Below are 16,362 nucleotides of genomic sequence, written 5' to 3' on the forward strand. Positions count from 1 at the left end.
GCCTTAACCGAAGAACCAGTAGCAGACGCCGATTGCGCCGAGAACACCCGCCAGCTCGGCCAGCAGCGCACAACCTACGGCATGCCGGGCGCGCTGGATGCCCACCGCGCCGAAGTACACCGCCAGCACGTAGAACGTGGTTTCGGTGCTGCCCTGAATGGTTGCGGCGACCAGCGCCGGGAAGCTGTCCACGCCCGAGGTCTTCATCGTTTCGATCAGCATCGCCCGGGCGGCGCTGCCGGAGAACGGTTTGACCATGGCGGTCGGCAGCGCATCGACGAAGCGCGTGTCCCACCCTGCCCACTCCACCAGATGGCGGATGCCGTCGAGGCCGAAGTCCAGTGCGCCGGACGCGCGCAATACGCCGATCGCGCAGAGCATCGCCACCAGATACGGCAGCAGGTTCTTGGCGACGTCGAAACCTTCCTTCGCACCTTCGACGAACGCTTCGTAGACCTTCACCTTGCGCAAGGCGCCGATCACCAGGAACAGCATGATCAGGCCGAACAGCGTCAGGTTGCCGAGGATCGACGACAGGCCCGCCAGCGCAGTGGCCGACATTGTCGCGAGCAACGCCATGAAGCCGCCGAGGATCAGCGCGCCGGGAATCAGGTAGGCCAGCACCACCGGGTCCCACACGCGCAGGCGCTGCATGAACGCCACCGACAGGAAGCCGACGATGGTCGAGCAACTGGTGGCCAGCAGGATCGGCAGGAACACCAGCGTCGGGTCCGGCGCGCCTTGCTGGGCGCGATACATGAAGATCGTCACCGGCAGCAGGGTCAGGGACGAGGCATTCAGTACGAGGAACAGGATTTGCGCGTTGCTGGCGATGGTCGAGCTGGGATTGAGCTCTTGCAGCGCCTTCATGGCTTTAAGGCCGATCGGCGTGGCGGCGTTATCCAGGCCCAGGCCGTTGGCAGCGAAGTTCAGGGTGATCAGGCCGATGGCCGGGTGACCCGCCGGCACTTCCGGCATCAGTCGCAGGAACAGCGGGCCCAGCGCTTTGGCCAGCCATTCAACGATGCCGGCCTTCTCGGCGATGCGCAGGAAGCCCAGCCACAGGGTCAGCGTGCCGAACAGCAGCACCATGACTTCGACCGACAGCTTGGCCATGGCAAAAATGCTTTCCACCATCGCCGCGAAGATCCCGGCGTTGCCGCCGATCAGCCATTGCCCCAGCGCCGAAACGGCTGCCACGATGAAGAAGCCAAGCCACAGGCCATTAAGCATCAGTCAAATCCCCCGGAAGATGCGGCGAATGATAGCGGGGTCGCCAGAAACGACAAACCCCGGATTTCTCCGGGGTTTGTCAGGGTGCCTTGCGGGCGGGGATCAGTTGTTGGAAACGTCACCGGCCGGCAGTTTTTCCTTGCTGCGCCAGTGCGGCAGCGAGTTCCAGTAGCGCTGGCCCTTGGCGTCGTCGTACATGCCTTCCCAACGAGCGATGACCAGTACGGCGAGGGCGTTGCCGATCACGTTCAGGGCGGTACGCGCCATGTCCATCACACGGTCGACACCGGCGATGAAGGCCAGGCCTTCCAGCGGAATACCCACGCTGCCCAGGGTGGCCAGCAGCACCACGAAGGACACGCCCGGCACGCCGGCGATGCCTTTGGAGGTAACCATCAGGGTCAGGACCAGCAGCAGTTGCTGGCTGATCGACAGGTCGATGCCGTACAACTGCGCGATGAAGATCGCCGCGATGGACTGGTACAGGGTCGAGCCGTCGAGGTTGAACGAGTAACCGGTCGGCACTACGAAACTGCAGATGGCTTTTGGTGCGCCGTAGGCTTCCATCTTCTCGATCACCCGTGGCAGCACGGTTTCCGAGGAGGCGGTGGAGTAGGCCAGGACCAACTCATCCTTGAAGATGCGCATCAGCTTGATCACCGAGAAACCGAACATCTTGGCGATCAGGCCCAACACCACAAAGGCGAAGAAGGCGATGGCGACGTAAACCAGGATCACCAGCTTGGCCAGCGGCAGCAGCGAGGCGAAACCGAAGTTGGCCACGGTCACCGCGATCAGGGCGAACACGCCGATTGGCGCGTAGTTCATGATCATGTGGGTGACTTTGAACATGCTTTCCGATACGCCCTGGAACATCTTCACCAGCGGCTCGCGCAGGTCCGACTGCAGGCTCGACAGACCGAGACCGAACAGCACGGAGAAGAAGATGATCGGCAGCATTTCGCCGCGAGCCATGGCCGCGAAGATGTTCGACGGGATCAGGTTGAGGATGGTCTCGATGAACGCGTGTTCATGCTGCACTTCGGCGGCGGTCGCCTGGTACTTGGAGATGTCCACAGTGCCCAGGGTGCTCATGTCGATGCCGGCACCCGGATGGAACAGGTTGGCCAGCAGCAGGCCGACGACGATGGCGATGGTGGTGACGATTTCGAAGTAGATGATGGTTTTCAGGCCGATGCGCCCGAGTTTCTTGGCGTCGCCCACGCCGGCGATGCCGACGATCAGGGAAGAGATGACGATCGGGATCACGATCATCTTGATCAGACGGATAAAGATATCGCCTGCCGGTTGCAGGACGTTGCTGATCCACCAGGCCTTTTCGGCGCTGAAATGGTTAAGCAACGCGCCGATTGCAATCCCCAATACCAGACCGATGAGGATCTGCCAGGCGAGGCTAAGCTTTGCCTTCTTCATTATCTTTACCCTTACTTGCGTTTGACTCAGGCACATGCAGGAACTGGAACGCTCATCAGCGGAAAAGTCTGTGCATCTGCCTCCGTATAAGGTGCCCCGAAGCGCGTGTTTACGGCTCTCCGGCAGGCGAAAAAAGGCGCAACTATTCCGATGCAAGGTTGCGCCGTCTAATGCCGTAAACGCCTACCCTATGCCGAATCGGCATGAGCTTTTTTTTATGAAACTGGCGTCCCAACCGGTTCGAATACGACATTTCGGCAGGCATAAGTGCCGTGAACCGGCCATTACAGCGTAGGTTGGTTATTTTTTGAACGAGTGATTTCGACGAAAAATTTAGGAAAAAGCCTACGTTCGGAAACTAAATGTCCGACTGATTCGATCGACTCTTTCTCGATATACGGTCGCCAGGAAACACCGCGAAATGCTTTCGCATGCAGTGTGAGCGATAAAAAAGTTGAGCAGAACGCTCTGGATCAACGTTTTGTCACGTTGAAAGCCCAGCGCAAGTCCGTCGAACCACTCCGGTTGGCGAACTTGCGTCGCAGCTTTTACCCTGACCCGGCCCTCATCGCAGGCACTCCCTGTACCCGTAGGTCACTCCGACCCTGCAACAGTCAGAACGTCCCGGCCCCCTGGTCATGCACCGGCCTTCCTCGGGCCGACGCAATGGAGGACAGCCTTTCGGCTGCCCTCGTGTTCAATACCAGTTCGGATCTTTCTTCAGCGTTTCCATCAGAAGGTTTTGCATGCCCTGATCGGGTTTGCCGAGGAAGCGGTAGGTGGCATGTCGCGTTGGCGACTTGTCCGCCGGCAGTCCTTCAGGCACATCCACAAGCATGGCGTAAGCGTCTTTCTTGTCGAAACTGAACGCGACGATCAAGCGATGGTTCATGCACTTGTCTGCGGATTCGCAGAGCGGACCGACCAGATACTTGTCGCCATCTTCGGTCACGGCATTCATCTGCTGGTCAGGCGTGCCGGACAGGTTCATCACCCATTCCGGCAGGCGTTCTTCCTTCTTCACCACGCCTTCCCAGGTTTCCCTGTATTGCGGGTCGGAACTCAACAGTTCGTTGACCCGCGCCTGGCCGTCATTGGCCGCGATTGCCATGGCACTACCGCCCAGGAGCAGGGCGGCTGCCAGTGTCTTTAACCCCTTCATGTTCAACCTCGACCGCGACGGCCAAAGAAGAAGGAAGCGATGAACATCACCAGGAACACGACAAACAGAATCTTGGCGATACCCGTGGCGGTGCCCGCGATACCACCGAAGCCCAGTACTGCGGCGATGATGGCAATGATCAGGAATGTGATTGCCCAGCTCAACATGGTGATTCTCCTTGCTTCTATTTAGGGATGTTGCCGGTCTCGGCGCAGGGGCGCCCAGATTCGTGAATCAGAAAACCCAGCGTTCTTCACGGGGCATGTCGCCCAGCGGTTGTGGCTGGTCGACGTCCATCATGCGCATCGCGTCGTTGTCGGCCTGGCTGCTGCTGACGGCGCTGAAGTGCGTCTGCGTCGCGTGTTGCATGGAAATCAGGGGCTCAGGCTGCTGGCTCTGCTCCCAGCGCAGATATTGCTGGCAGGCGATCAGAGTGATCAGCAGCGCAAGTGCGCCAAACAGGGCCTGCTGCAGATGCAGTGGCGAAATACGCATTTGGGCGGCACGTTGGCGAGTCATCCTGGGTTCCTCACTCTTGTTCGGTGGGGGCAGTGCATTTCTGCCCGGGCTGAATGATGTATTGCAGCCCGCATGCCAGCTTTTTTGTTTAAAAAAATCTAATAAAATCAGTTAGTTATAGATGATGCAAAAGTTACTGACGACGCATCCTGCACGATGACCCTCGCGGCGTCGTGCGTAATGCACGATTATTTCGTAGGAGAAATCATTCTTTTTGAATTGAGAGCAGGGTGCGGATGTCAGAAAAGGAGGCAGGAAACCGTCCTGAAACTGTGCGATGTTTAAAAAATCAACAAAATCAGTGGATTAGCCGTGAGGGCAGGAGAGAGCTACCCTGCTATGACTGGAATCGATCAGAATCAACCATGCAACTTGCCCGATTTTTCCGGGACTAACCCAAGACATTCATTTATGGAGCGTAGGAAAAATGGAATCAGCCACTGAGCACCAAGGCCGCATTCTGCTGGTGGACGATGAATCCGCCATCCTGCGAACCTTCCGTTACTGCCTGGAAGACGAAGGTTATACCGTCGCCACCGCCAACAGCGCGGCCCAGGCTGACGCGCTGCTGCAACGTCAGGTGTTCGACTTGTGTTTCCTCGATTTGCGTCTGGGCGAAGACAACGGCCTCGATGTATTGGCGCAGATGCGCATTCAGGCGCCGTGGATGCGGGTGGTGATCGTCACCGCCCATTCGGCCGTCGACACCGCGGTGGACGCCATTCAGGCCGGGGCTGCCGATTATCTGGTCAAACCCTGCAGCCCGGATCAATTGCGCCTCGCGACCGCCAAGCAACTGGAAGTGCGCCAGCTGTCGGCGCGTCTGGAAGCCCTCGAAGGCGAGATCCGCAAACCCAAGGATGGCCTCGATTCCCACAGCCCGGCGATGAAAGTCGTCCTGGAAACGGCGCGGCAGGTGGCGGGCACCGATGCCAACATCCTGATCCTTGGTGAGTCGGGCACAGGTAAAGGTGAGCTGGCCCGAGCCATCCACGGCTGGAGCAAGCGCGAGAAGAAATCCTGCGTCACCATCAACTGCCCGTCGCTGACCGCCGAACTGATGGAAAGCGAGCTGTTCGGTCACAGTCGCGGCGCGTTCACCGGGGCCAGTGAAAGCACGCTGGGTCGAGTCAATCAGGCCGATGGCGGTACGCTGTTTCTCGACGAGATCGGCGATTTTCCACTGACATTGCAACCCAAGTTGCTGCGCTTTATTCAAGACAAAGAATACGAGCGGGTAGGGGATCCGGTCACCCGTCGCGCCGATGTGCGTATTCTCGCCGCCACCAACCTGAACCTTGAGGACATGGTGCGCGACGGACGTTTCCGCGAAGACCTGCTCTACCGTCTGAACGTCATCACCCTGCATTTGCCGCCGCTGCGCGAGCGGGCCGAAGACATCCTGACCCTGGCCGACCGGTTCCTCGCCCGCTTCGTGAAGGAATACGCGCGTCCGGCCCGGGGCTTCAGTGACGAAGCTCGCGAAGCACTGCTGGGCTATCGCTGGCCGGGCAACATCCGCGAGCTGCGTAACGTGGTCGAGCGGGCCAGCATCATCTGCCCGCAGGAACGTGTGGAAATCAGCCACCTCGGCATGGCGGAGCAACCGGCCAACAACGCGCCACGGGTCGGCGCTGCGTTGAGCCTCGACGAGTTGGAGAAAGCCCACATCGGCGCGGTACTGGCGACCGCCGGAACTCTCGATCAGGCCGCCAAGACCTTGGGGATCGACGCTTCGACGCTGTATCGCAAGCGCAAGCAGTACAACCTGTGAGCATTCGCCGATGAAACTGGCGATGAAGTTGCGGACTCGCTTGTTCCTGAGCATTTCCGCGCTGATCACCGTGGCCTTGCTCGGGCTGATGCTCGGGCTGGTCAGTGTGATGCAGATGGCCGGCACTCAGGAGGCGCTGATCCGCAACAACTTCGTCACCCTCGATCTGGGGCTCAAGCTGCGCCAGACCCTCGGCGATCAACTGATCATGATGCTCGCCGAAAAGCCCGACCCCGTGGCGTTCGAGGCGTCCAAACAGCATTACTTCCAGTTGCTCGACGAGGGCATCGCCCAGGAGCAGAAAGACGACGATCGCCAGTATGGATTCAGTCAGGCCAAAATCGATTACCTGAGCTTCCTCCAGGCGTTCGACATCTCCCGCGACCCGGCTGCTGCCCTGAGCGGCGGTGGCGACTTGCGTGAGCGCTTCAACACCCTGCGCAACGGATTAATTACCGAGCACAAGCACGCACTGGAGAACATCAATTCCGTCCAACATGCCGCCCGCGACCGCGCGTTGCTGATCGCTGGCCTGTTGGGACTGGTGGGGCTGGCGGTGCTGATCATTGGCTTCGTGACCGCCCAGGGCATTGCCCGGCGTTTTGGTGCGCCGATCGAAGCGCTGGCCAAAGCGGCGGACAATATCGGCCAAGGCAATTTCGAGGTGACCCTGCCGGTGTCCTCGGCCATGGAAATCAACCTGCTGACCCGGCGCTTCGGGCTGATGGCCGAAGCCCTGCGCGAGCATCAGGCGACCAATGTCGACGAATTGCTCGCCGGCCAGCAGCGCCTGCAAGCGGTGCTCGACAGCATCGATGACGGTTTGCTGATGATCGACCGTCAGGGTCGTCTGGAACACTTGAACCCGGTGGCCCAGCGACAACTGGGCTGGGACAGCGACCGTTTCGGCGAAGGCCTCGGCACGGCGCTTCAGCGACCGGAGCTGGATGCACAGCTGCAACTGGTGTTGCGCGGTGGCAACCTTGAGCGGGCGCCGGAAGATTTGAGCATTGAGGTCGACGGCGAAACGCGCCTGCTGACCTACAGCCTGACGCCGGTCAGCCATACCCAGGGGCATATCCTCGGCGCCGTGATGGTCCTGCACGACGTCACCGAGCAGCGCGCCTTCGAACGGGTGCGCAGCGAGTTCGTGTTGCGTGCTTCCCACGAATTGCGCACACCGGTCACGGGCATGCACATGGCGTTCGGACTGTTCCGCGAGCGGGCGAAGTTTCCTCCGGAGTCGCGTGAGTCCGACCTGCTCGACACGGTCAATGAAGAAATGCAGCGCCTGATGCAGTTGATCAACGATCTGCTCAACTTTTCGCGTTATCAGAGCGGTTTGCAGAAACTCACACTGGCGCCGTGTTCCATCGAGGACCTGCTTGAACAGGCGCGTTTGCGTTTCGCCGATTCGGCAGCGCAGAAGGGCGTTACCTTGACCGTCGAAGCGCAGAGCCCGCTGCCACGCTTGCAGGCGGATCAGGCGCAGCTCGATCGAGTCCTCGACAACCTGATCGACAACGCCTTGCGCCACACGGCGCGCGACGGGCTGATCCGCTTGCAGGCCCGTCGCCATGGCGAACGGGTGATCATCAGCGTCGAAGACAACGGCGAAGGGATTGCCTACGGTCAGCAAGGGCGGATTTTCGAACCTTTCGTTCAGGTGGGCCGCAAGAAGGGTGGGGCCGGGCTGGGTCTGGCGCTGTGCAAGGAAATCGTCCAGTTGCACGGTGGGCGGATGGGCGTTTACTCGCGGCCGGGGCAGGGCACGCAGTTCTATATGGCGCTGGCGGTTTAGGCTTCGTCGTCGATCCGGCGGCCGGCGAGTCGCCGTCCACGGGTAATCAGTTCGATGAACTGCACCGCGCTCAAGGCGTGGGCGAACAACCAGCCCTGACCGAACTTCACCCCTTCGCTGCTCAGCAGCGCCGCTTGTGACTCGAATTCGATCCCTTCGGCAATCACCTTCAGGTCCAGCGCCTGGGCCATGTGAATGATGTGTGGCGCGACACCGCTGCTGGCGGCGTCATGGCCGAGGGCGTCGATAAATGCCTTGTCGATCTTCAGGCAATCCACCGGCAGGGTTTGCAAATAGGCCAGGCTGCAATAGCCGGTGCCGAAATCGTCGATCAGCACCTGATGCCCGACATCGCGCAGCGCCTGCAGGTTTTCCCGGGCTACCACCACATCGATCAGGCCGCGCTCGGTCACCTCGAAAGCAATCTGCCGCGCCGCCACCCGATGCAGGGTCAGCAGCCGCGCCATGACCTGGCCGATGCGCGGCACCATCACGTCGCAGGCGGCCAGATTCACCGAGATGTACAGCTGCGGATTGGCCCGCAGCAACTGACCCAACTGCTCGAGCAGGCGTTGCAGGACGAAGTCGGTCATCTGGCGAATCTGTCCGGTGTTCTCGGCCATCGGGATGAACAGGTCGGGGCTGGTCAGCGTGCCGTCCGGCCGGCGCCAGCGCAGCAGGGCTTCGGCACCGACGCAGTTGCGGCTGTCGAGATCGAAGATCGGCTGATAAAGCACCTGCAACTCGCCACGGCGGATGGCGCCGTGCAGCTCGGCGTCGAGCGACTGGCGCTGGCGCACGACCCAGAACACCAGAACGCCCACCAGCGCACCGAGCACCAGACAGAAAGGCACCATCCACCACCAGAGCTCCGGAATGTGCATGCCCGTGCGCGGGCTGATCAGCACCAGTTGGTATTCCGGGTTGTCAGTGGGCATGCGGTAGATCAGGTGTGACTGGGTGACTTGCAGTGCGTTCGGGGTTTTCGGCGGCCAGGGCTCGGTGGGCGGCCAGACCTGTGGAACGCCGAGCACCGGAATCGCCCGGGTCCCGTGATCCAGCACTACCAACAGGCTGCTGCCGGGCAACAGGTCGACCATGTCGGTGAGATGTCCGCGCGAGGTGGCTACGCGAAAGTTGCCGCGCCCGAGCATCAGCGCTGCGCGGTTTTCATCGGGTTCGGTGGTGGTGTTCAGCCAGTAGCTGTAGGTCGGGCCCTTGATGTCCGGAGGACGGATCACCGACAGGCCTTCCTGGCGCGGACGGTTGGAGCAAATCCGCGTGGCGTCCATGTAGGCGGCTTCATAGACGAAGCGGTAGTTGAACGTCACTTGCTGCAACGTGGCGATCATTTCGTCGTCGCAGCTGCGCAAGGGCTGGGCTTCGAGGTCGTCGAGGCTTTCGCGCAACTGGCCGAAGAGTTGCTCCAGACGTGCCAGGAACCGCTCGCCCTGGGCGTTCATTTCCTGGCTTTCGCTTTGCTCGACCTGCCGAACGGCCACGAACAGCCCGCCGGTGATCAGCAGGCTCGCACTGAGGACAGCCGCGATCATCGCCAGAAACCAGGGGCGATAAAACCAGCTACGCAGCGTCTCTCGGGTAGCAACCATCATGGATATCCGAAGAATTACCAATGAGTTATAGCTGCTGATTGCGATTTCGCCCTGACCGTCGGGCGGGCGTCATTATTTTGTCTGATTCAGCACCAGCAGCAACGCTGCCGTTTGCGCATCCGGCGTGCCGTCAAAGCGCGCAGGGCGGTAGTGCATCTGGAAGGCCGCGAGCACATGGCGGGTCGCTACATCCAGCTCACCGGTTTGCGGCGTCGAGTAGCCCAGGCGTGCCAGTTGGCTCTGGAACCAGGTGATGCTCGGCAGCTCGGCGTCGAACTGCGCTTGCTGGCGTGCCACGGCTTGCTCGTCGGGCCAGAGCCCCAGCCCCTCGGCCGCCAGCCGCTTCCAGGGGAACAGCGGCCCCGGGTCGAGCTTGCGCAACGGGGCGATGTCACTGTGGCCGATGATGTGGCGCGGGCTGATGCCCTGGCGTTTGCTGATGTCCTTGAGCAGGACGATCAACGATTGCACCTGGGCTTCGCTGTAGGGATACCAGAGGCGACCGGTCGGTGTGTCCTTGAAGCCCGGATTGACGATTTCAATGCCGATCGAACTGGAGTTGAGCCAGGTACGGCCTTGCCATTCGCTTTCGCCGGCGTGCCATGCGCGCAGGTTTTCGTCCATCAGCTTATAGATGGTGGCGTTCTTGTCATCGCCGATCAGGTAATGGCTGCTGACTTCGCCGTGGGTCAGCAATTGCAGTGAGCGTTCGAGCGAGGCGGAGGTGTAGTGCACGATCACGAACTGCACACGGCTGTCGTGATTGACCGAAGGATGGCTGGTGTCAAAACGCGGGCCGCTGGCACAACCGGCCAGTAGGAGGAGCGACGCGAGGAGGGTGAAAAATTTCATGGCAGAGGGCAGTACACGCAAGACGATAATGCAACAGTGTAACGTATCGCCTTGCGCTTCGACGCTTAAAGGGCTGATTTAAACAATATGGAACAATTGCCTCAGCCCACCTCTACCCGGTTACGCCCTGCGTTTTTTGCCCGGTAAAGCGCCTGATCGGCTCTTTTGAGCACCAGATCGCTGTGTTCTCCCGGCCGGAACGCCGCCAGCCCCATGGAAACCGTGATCGTGACGCGCTCGCCCTTGAAGTGAAACGGGCAGGCTTCGATGGCGGCGCGCAGGGTTTCCAGGAGTTTGGCGCCGACCGCCGGCGGGGTGGCCGGGAGCAGAAGAACAAACTCTTCCCCGCCGAAACGGGCGATGAAATCACTGCCGCGCAAACGCTTGCGCAGCACCGTGGCGATGATTTTCAAGACCTTGTCGCCGGCCAGATGCCCGTAGTTGTCGTTGATTCGTTTGAAGTGATCGAGGTCGAGCATGGCCAGGCTCAAGGTATTGCCGTGCTGCTGCCATTGGGTGATTTCATATTCGAGCCGTTCGGTCCAGGCGGCGCGGTTGGGCAGGCCGGTGAGCGGATCGATCAGGGCTTTCTGGCGTTGCTCTTCAAGGTGTTCGCGATATCCCTGCGCTTCCTGCTCCATGTGCGCGACGCGCTCGGCCAGGCTTTTCAGGCGTCCAGCCACTTCCTGTTCCCGGGCGTCGCGCTGCTTCTGGTGCTGATCCATGGTGCCGAGCAGGCCTTCGAGGTGGTTTTCCAGCACTTGCTTCAGATCATCCAGATCGGCCGCTTCCTGCACGCTGTTCTGCAGGCCGTCGACCTGTTCGCGGATCTGCGTGTCCATCGCTCGCGCCGCAGAGCTGTTGTCGGCGTGGCCTTCGCTGGCGGCCTGCAAGTTGCTCTGGAACGCTTCGAGGCGCTCGTTGAGTTGCTGCAGGTAGGCTTCGAATTCGTGCTGGCCACTGTCGGTAATGGCCAGCATCAAGGTCGCGAGATCGTCGAGGATCGGCAGCAATTCGTACCAGTTCAGGCCGTTTTTCAATCGATCGCGCATGGCCTCGGCTTGCGGGCGATGGCGCTCCGGCAAGGTCAGGTCATCCAGCAGCCCGATCAGCGTGTCTTCGATGTGTTTGGCGACCGAACTGTACGACGGCTCCGGCGAGTCCGGCAGGGCGTAGAGGATGTCGTGCTCGGATTGTTCCGGATCGATGGCGGCCAATGCCTGGGCGATGGGCTCGGGCAGGGGCAGGCTGTCGAGGATTACGGGCGGCGGGGTATCGCCGGGGTGGATCAGTTCGTCGGGGTTGATGGCTGTTGACACTGCCGGCGCGAAAACCGGAGGAGGTGTGAAGGTCTGCGGCTCCGGTTCTGGCTCGACGGGTTCTGGTTCGCTGGGGGCGGTGGCGGCTTCGGTGAGAATTCTGGCAGGCTCAAAGGCCGCCACCTCCGGTTCCGCAAGATATTCGGGGATTGGCTCTGGCGCTATGAAGGGCTCGGCCACGGGGGCGGCGATCGGCGCTTGGCTGACGCTCGCAGTGGCGACCGGTTCGGCGCTTGTAACTGGCGCTTCCGGCGCTGGCGCAGCTTCATGTGTGACGGGCGCTTGCTGTGGCTGCACTGGTGGTGCGACCGCAGCGGCTTGAGCCACTGGAGCAGGCGTTTCCTCGCTGTCGCGACTGCCGAACAGGCGCTGCAACAAGCCCGGGCGTCCCGGTTCCGCCGGCGTTGCCAGCTGGCTCAAGGCCTTGCCCTGCAGGCCGCTGAGTTCGCTGAGCAGCAGCGGCATCTCTCTGGCCTGACTCACCCGCCCATCCAGCTGCTTGGCGAATTTCTTCAGCGGCTGAGCCACATCGCGAGGCAGGGGCAGAGATTGCAGTTGGGTGACCAGCGCCGTCAGTGCGGTGCTGACCTGTTCGATCCGGGTTTCCCGGCGCTGCTCGGAATCGAGCACGGCTTTTTCCAGGCGCGGCAGCAGGGCGGCGAGGCCGGCGTCCATGTCGTCGGTGCGCACTACGTCGCGCATTTCTTTCATGCACTGGTCGACCACGCGGTCGGTGCCTTCCGCTGCCAGAGTGCTGCGCACCAAACCGCGGCGCAGCAGGTCGAGCCGGGCGTCCCATCGACGTTCGAGCTTTTCCTGTTGTTCGATGCTTTTGAGGTATTTCTCTTTCCAGCGCTGGGCTTCGTCGCTCATTCAGGGGTTCCGCGAAGGGCAGTGCTCAACGCGGGCAATGCATCGGCCGTGAGCGAACCCGGCAGACGAATCTCTACCGCGACCGGCAGGTGATCGGAAATCGGCTGTGCCAGCACTTCGACTTTTTCCAGGGTCAGGGTCGGGCTGAGCAGAATATGATCCAGGCAGCGCTGCGGGCGCCAGCTGGGGAATGTCGCTTCGAGTTGCGGGGCCAGCAGGCCGAGGTCGCGCAAAGGCGAGTGTTGCAACAGATCGCTGGCGTGGGTGTTCATGTCGCCCATCAGCACCTGATGCTTGTAGCCGCCGATCAGCTCGCGGATGTAAGCCAGTTGCATGCTGCGCACCCGGGCGCCGAGCGCCAGGTGCATCATCACCACCACCAGTGCCTCCGGGCCCTCGCCGAAGCGCACGAGAATCGCCCCGCGTCCCTTTGGACCCGGCAGCGGGTGGTCTTCAATCGCCCACGGCCGCAGGCGACTGAGCACGCCATTGCTGTGCTGGGCCAGTCGGCCAAGGTTGCGATTGAGTTGTTGATACCAGTAGGGGAAGGCGCCGAGCTGGGCCAGGTGTTCGACCTGATTGACGTAGCCTGAACGCAAGCTGCCGCCATCGGCTTCCTGCAGGGCGACCAGATCGAAGTCGCCGAGCAGATTGCCGATCTTTTGCAGATTGGTGGAACGCCCGGGGTGCGGCAGCAGATGCTGCCAGCTGCGGGTCAGGTAGTGCCGATAGCGCTCGGTGCTGATGCCGACCTGAATATTAAAGCTGAGCAAGCGCAGACGGCTGTCTGCGGGCAGGCCCGTCGATTCCAGGTGATGCTCGTTGACCTGCGGATCATGCAGGCCAACGACGCGTTCGGTTCCCCAGCGGCGCATGGCGATTGCCGCGCTTAGTTGGCGGCTGCCTTGGTGGTCGCTCGCTCTTTGGCTACCAGTTGGTCAGCCAGTTTCAGCGCCTGTTCGGCGCCGCCGGCGGAGCCGATGTCGAAGCGATACTTACCGTTGACGATCATGGTTGGAACGCCGGAGATTTCATACTTCTTGGCCAGTTCGCGGGCTTTCACGATCTGCCCTTTGATGGCGAACGAATCGAAGGTCGCCAGGAACTTGTCCTTGTCCACGCCTTGAGTGGCGAGGAAGTCGGCCATGTCGTTCTTGTCGGTCAGCTTCTTGTGTTCTTTCTGGATCGCGTTGAACACGGCAGCGTGCACATTGTGCTCGACGCCCATGGCTTCCAGGGTCAGGAACATCTGACCGTGAGCGTCCCACGGGCCACCGAACATCGCAGGAATGCGCACGAAGTTGACGTCGGACGGCAGTTTTTCAACCCATGGATTGATCACCGGCTCGAACGCGTAGCAATGCGGGCAGCCATACCAGAACAGCTCGACCACTTCGATCTTGCCAGGCACGGCGACCGGCACCGGGTTGCTCAGTTCGACGTAAGGGGCAGCAGGGGCTTCGGCGGCCTGGGCGGTCACGCCGAACAGGCTGGCAGCGACGAGGGCGGCGCTGATGATCAGATTACGCATGCTTTACTCCTGGACAATTTTGGTCGCCTCGCGCGACCTGTTTTCAGACAGATCCTGGCGGGCATGAGTTCTGTAGTGTAACGGCAGCGGCCACAAAAAAGGGCGGCCAAAGCCACCCTTTTTATACTTGCTGCGACGGATTAATCGAGCGTTAACGTGGCAGGCGTTGGCCATCGCACGTAACGCTCGAATCGCGCGTCTTAGTGCAGGCCCTGAATGTAGCTGGAGACTGCCGCAATGTCTTCGTCGCTCAGCTTGCGGGCGATGGTGCGCATGGTCATTGCGTCGCCGTCGTTGTTGCGACCGGCTTCTTCCTTGCGGAAATCGGTCAGCTGCTTGGCGATGTACTGAGCGTGTTGGCCACCCAGGTGCGGGAAGCCGGCGGCTGCGTTGCCGGCGCCGTTCGGCGAGTGGCAACCGGTGCAGGCTGGCAGGCCTTTCTCGATATTGCCGCCACGGAACAGGGCTTCACCGCGAGCGACGATCTTCGGATCGGCGGCGCCGACGCTGCCTTTCTGGCTGGCGAAGTAGGCGGCGATATCGGCCAGGTCCTGATCGCTCAGGTTGGTCAGCAGGCCCGTCATTTCCAGAACGGTGCGCTTGCCCGACTTGATGTCGTGCAATTGCTTGGTCAGGTAGCGTTCACCCTGTCCGGCCAGCTTTGGAAAGTTTGGCGCCATGCTGTTGCCATCCGGGCCATGGCAGGCGCCGCATACGGCGGCTTTTGCCTGGCCTGCGGCTGCATCACCGGCAGCATGGGCGAAGCCTGAGATTCCCACGGTCAACAGCAGACTCACGATCAGTTTGTTCATCAGCTAATCCAACTACGGCTAAGGGTTAAGAGTTATGGACCGGGCTTACTCTCGCTCATCCAGAGGATGAGGGCCTGGTAATCCTCGGCACTGCAGTCCATGCACAAACCACGCGGCGGCATCGCCTTGAAACCCTGGGTCACGTGTTGCACCAGCGTCTCCATACCTTTCGCCAACCTCGGCGTCCAAGCTGCCTGATCGCCTCTTTTGGGCGCCATGGGTAGTTGGCCGGAATGACAGGCTCCACAAACACGGTTGTACACGGCTTCCGGATCCTGTGTAGCCTGTGCGCTGTAAAGCGGCATCAAGACTCCGGCAGCCAGCAGCCATTTCGTCATAAAACGACCTTTTCAGGGTTGAGAGCGTTCTGCGTTCTAATGCGCAATCAAGGTCTGTCGCTCTCGTGAACTTCATCCTTCGCTGGGACAAAGCACACACAAAATCTGCGGCATTATATACTGGCGTCACTGAAACGGAAGCGACACCGCGTTCCGCGCCTAATCCCGGCGCCGCCCACATCGGAAATCCCATGCAACTCAAGAATCCCATCCTCGGCCTGTGCCAACAGTCCACGTTCATGCTCAGTGCCGCCAAAGTCGATCAGTGCCCCGACGACGAAGGCTTCGAAGTGGCGTTTGCCGGTCGTTCCAACGCCGGTAAATCCAGCGCGCTGAACACCCTGACTCACGCCAGCCTGGCGCGCACCTCGAAAACCCCGGGTCGCACACAGCTGTTGAACTTCTTCAAGCTAGACGATGAACGGCGTCTGGTCGACCTCCCGGGCTACGGTTATGCAAAAGTACCGATCCCGCTCAAGCAGCACTGGCAGCGTCACCTCGAGGCCTACCTCGGTGGCCGTGAGAGTTTGAAGGGTTTGATTCTGATGATGGACATCCGTCATCCAATGACCGACTTCGACCTGCTGATGCTCGACTGGGCCGTTGCGGCCGGCATGCCGATGCACATCCTGCTGACCAAGGCCGACAAACTGACCTACGGCGCAGCGAAGAACACGCTGCTCAAGGTGCAGTCGGAAATCCGTAAGGGTTGGGGCGATCAAGTGACGATCCAGCTGTTCTCCGCCCCTAAACGTATGGGCCTGGAAGAGGCCTACACTGTGTTGGCAGGCTGGATGGAACTGGCCGATAAAGGCGCGGAAGCAGCGGCTGAATAATAAGGATATGGAAAATTGGCTGTAGTGCGGTCAGGCAAGGCAAAAGTGTTAGTAAAAAGCGGAGTTTAGGGGACCTAAATGAGCATTTTTACTAACGCTTTTAACGCAGCATGACCGCGCTACAGCCAATTTTGAGGCAAAAAAAGCCCCGGACTTCGTATGGGGAGGGAGAAGTTCCGGGGTTTAAGTTCCGAACCGCTAGGGCGGGGTTCAGATATCTGCCAACACTTAACACAACATAGGAGCATCGAAGGGCTTCACCAGC

The 16,362-nt window shown here is 60.7% G+C and carries 15 protein-coding genes; 3 read left to right on the forward strand and 12 right to left on the reverse strand.

Annotation, left to right across the window (positions count from 1 at the left end):
- Nucleotides 1–3: 3 nt before the first annotated feature.
- The 5 genes from L6D74_RS03325 to L6D74_RS03345 form a co-directional block, all read right to left on the reverse strand.
- Nucleotides 4–1,233, reverse strand: coding sequence for a nucleoside recognition domain-containing protein (locus L6D74_RS03325; protein WP_007954056.1), 1,230 nt, complete (start codon nucleotides 1,231–1,233; stop codon nucleotides 4–6).
- A gap of 102 nt (nucleotides 1,234–1,335) precedes the next feature.
- Nucleotides 1,336–2,667: a glutamate/aspartate:proton symporter GltP gene (gltP, locus tag L6D74_RS03330; protein ID WP_064592462.1), complete on the reverse strand. Its 1,332-nt coding sequence runs from the start codon at nucleotides 2,665–2,667 to the stop codon at nucleotides 1,336–1,338.
- Nucleotides 2,668–3,364: 697 nt separating this feature from the next.
- Nucleotides 3,365–3,829: an inhibitor of vertebrate lysozyme family protein gene (locus L6D74_RS03335; RefSeq protein WP_039764879.1), complete on the reverse strand. Its 465-nt coding sequence runs from the start codon at nucleotides 3,827–3,829 to the stop codon at nucleotides 3,365–3,367.
- A 2-nt stretch (nucleotides 3,830–3,831) separates the two neighbouring features.
- Entirely contained in the window at nucleotides 3,832–3,996 is a 165-nt protein-coding gene (locus tag L6D74_RS03340; protein WP_003177151.1) for a DUF1328 domain-containing protein, read from the reverse strand.
- Between the two features lie 67 nt (nucleotides 3,997–4,063).
- Nucleotides 4,064–4,348, reverse strand: coding sequence for a hypothetical protein (locus L6D74_RS03345; RefSeq protein ID WP_236187664.1), 285 nt, complete (start codon nucleotides 4,346–4,348; stop codon nucleotides 4,064–4,066).
- Between the two features lie 427 nt (nucleotides 4,349–4,775).
- Here L6D74_RS03345 and algB point away from each other — a divergent pair, with 427 nt between their 5' ends.
- Nucleotides 4,776–6,122 (forward strand): sigma-54-dependent response regulator transcription factor AlgB, encoded by a 1,347-nt coding sequence (gene algB / locus L6D74_RS03350; protein ID WP_007954049.1) that lies wholly within the window; start codon nucleotides 4,776–4,778, stop codon nucleotides 6,120–6,122.
- Nucleotides 6,123–6,132: 10 nt separating this feature from the next.
- A complete protein-coding gene (locus tag L6D74_RS03355; RefSeq protein ID WP_236187665.1) occupies nucleotides 6,133–7,923 on the forward strand; it encodes a KinB sensor domain-containing domain in 1,791 nt (596 codons plus the stop codon).
- On the opposite strand, the gene L6D74_RS03360 is transcribed toward L6D74_RS03355, so the two are convergent.
- The 7 genes from L6D74_RS03360 to L6D74_RS03390 all read right to left on the reverse strand — a co-directional run bounded on the left by L6D74_RS03360 (nucleotide 7,920) and on the right by L6D74_RS03390 (nucleotide 15,261).
- Complete coding sequence (locus tag L6D74_RS03360) at nucleotides 7,920–9,533, reverse strand: EAL domain-containing protein (protein ID WP_170928281.1); 1,614 nt, start codon at nucleotides 9,531–9,533, stop codon at nucleotides 7,920–7,922. The two genes, L6D74_RS03355 and L6D74_RS03360, sit on opposite strands and share 4 nt — an antisense overlap.
- A 75-nt stretch (nucleotides 9,534–9,608) precedes the next feature.
- Nucleotides 9,609–10,388 carry an N-acetylmuramoyl-L-alanine amidase gene (locus L6D74_RS03365; protein WP_039764871.1) on the reverse strand — a complete coding sequence of 260 codons (780 nt, stop codon included), beginning with the start codon at nucleotides 10,386–10,388 and terminating at the stop codon, nucleotides 9,609–9,611.
- 101 nt (nucleotides 10,389–10,489) lie between these two features.
- The gene (locus L6D74_RS03370) at nucleotides 10,490–12,580 is read right to left on the reverse strand and encodes a GGDEF domain-containing protein (RefSeq protein ID WP_236187666.1); all 2,091 of its coding nucleotides are present in this window, start codon (nucleotides 12,578–12,580) and stop codon (nucleotides 10,490–10,492) included.
- Entirely contained in the window at nucleotides 12,577–13,455 is an 879-nt protein-coding gene (locus tag L6D74_RS03375) for an endonuclease/exonuclease/phosphatase family protein (protein ID WP_007954044.1), read from the reverse strand. Before L6D74_RS03375 ends, L6D74_RS03370 begins: the two co-directional genes overlap by 4 nt.
- Nucleotides 13,456–13,469: 14 nt before the next feature.
- The gene (locus L6D74_RS03380; RefSeq protein WP_064592477.1) at nucleotides 13,470–14,111 is read right to left on the reverse strand and encodes a thiol:disulfide interchange protein DsbA/DsbL; all 642 of its coding nucleotides are present in this window, start codon (nucleotides 14,109–14,111) and stop codon (nucleotides 13,470–13,472) included.
- 200 nt (nucleotides 14,112–14,311) lie between these two features.
- Complete coding sequence (locus L6D74_RS03385) at nucleotides 14,312–14,923, reverse strand: c-type cytochrome (RefSeq protein WP_085612514.1); 612 nt, start codon at nucleotides 14,921–14,923, stop codon at nucleotides 14,312–14,314.
- 32 nt (nucleotides 14,924–14,955) lie between these two features.
- The gene (locus L6D74_RS03390; protein ID WP_041475093.1) at nucleotides 14,956–15,261 is read right to left on the reverse strand and encodes a c-type cytochrome; all 306 of its coding nucleotides are present in this window, start codon (nucleotides 15,259–15,261) and stop codon (nucleotides 14,956–14,958) included.
- 191 nt (nucleotides 15,262–15,452) lie between these two features.
- Here L6D74_RS03390 and yihA point away from each other — a divergent pair, with 191 nt between their 5' ends.
- Nucleotides 15,453–16,097 (forward strand): ribosome biogenesis GTP-binding protein YihA/YsxC, encoded by a 645-nt coding sequence (gene yihA, locus L6D74_RS03395; RefSeq protein WP_039764859.1) that lies wholly within the window; start codon nucleotides 15,453–15,455, stop codon nucleotides 16,095–16,097.
- The last annotated feature ends 265 nt before the right edge of the window (nucleotides 16,098–16,362 follow it).

The sequence above is a fragment of the Pseudomonas pharyngis genome (assembly GCF_021602345.1).
Lineage (GTDB): Bacteria > Pseudomonadota > Gammaproteobacteria > Pseudomonadales > Pseudomonadaceae > Aquipseudomonas > Aquipseudomonas pharyngis.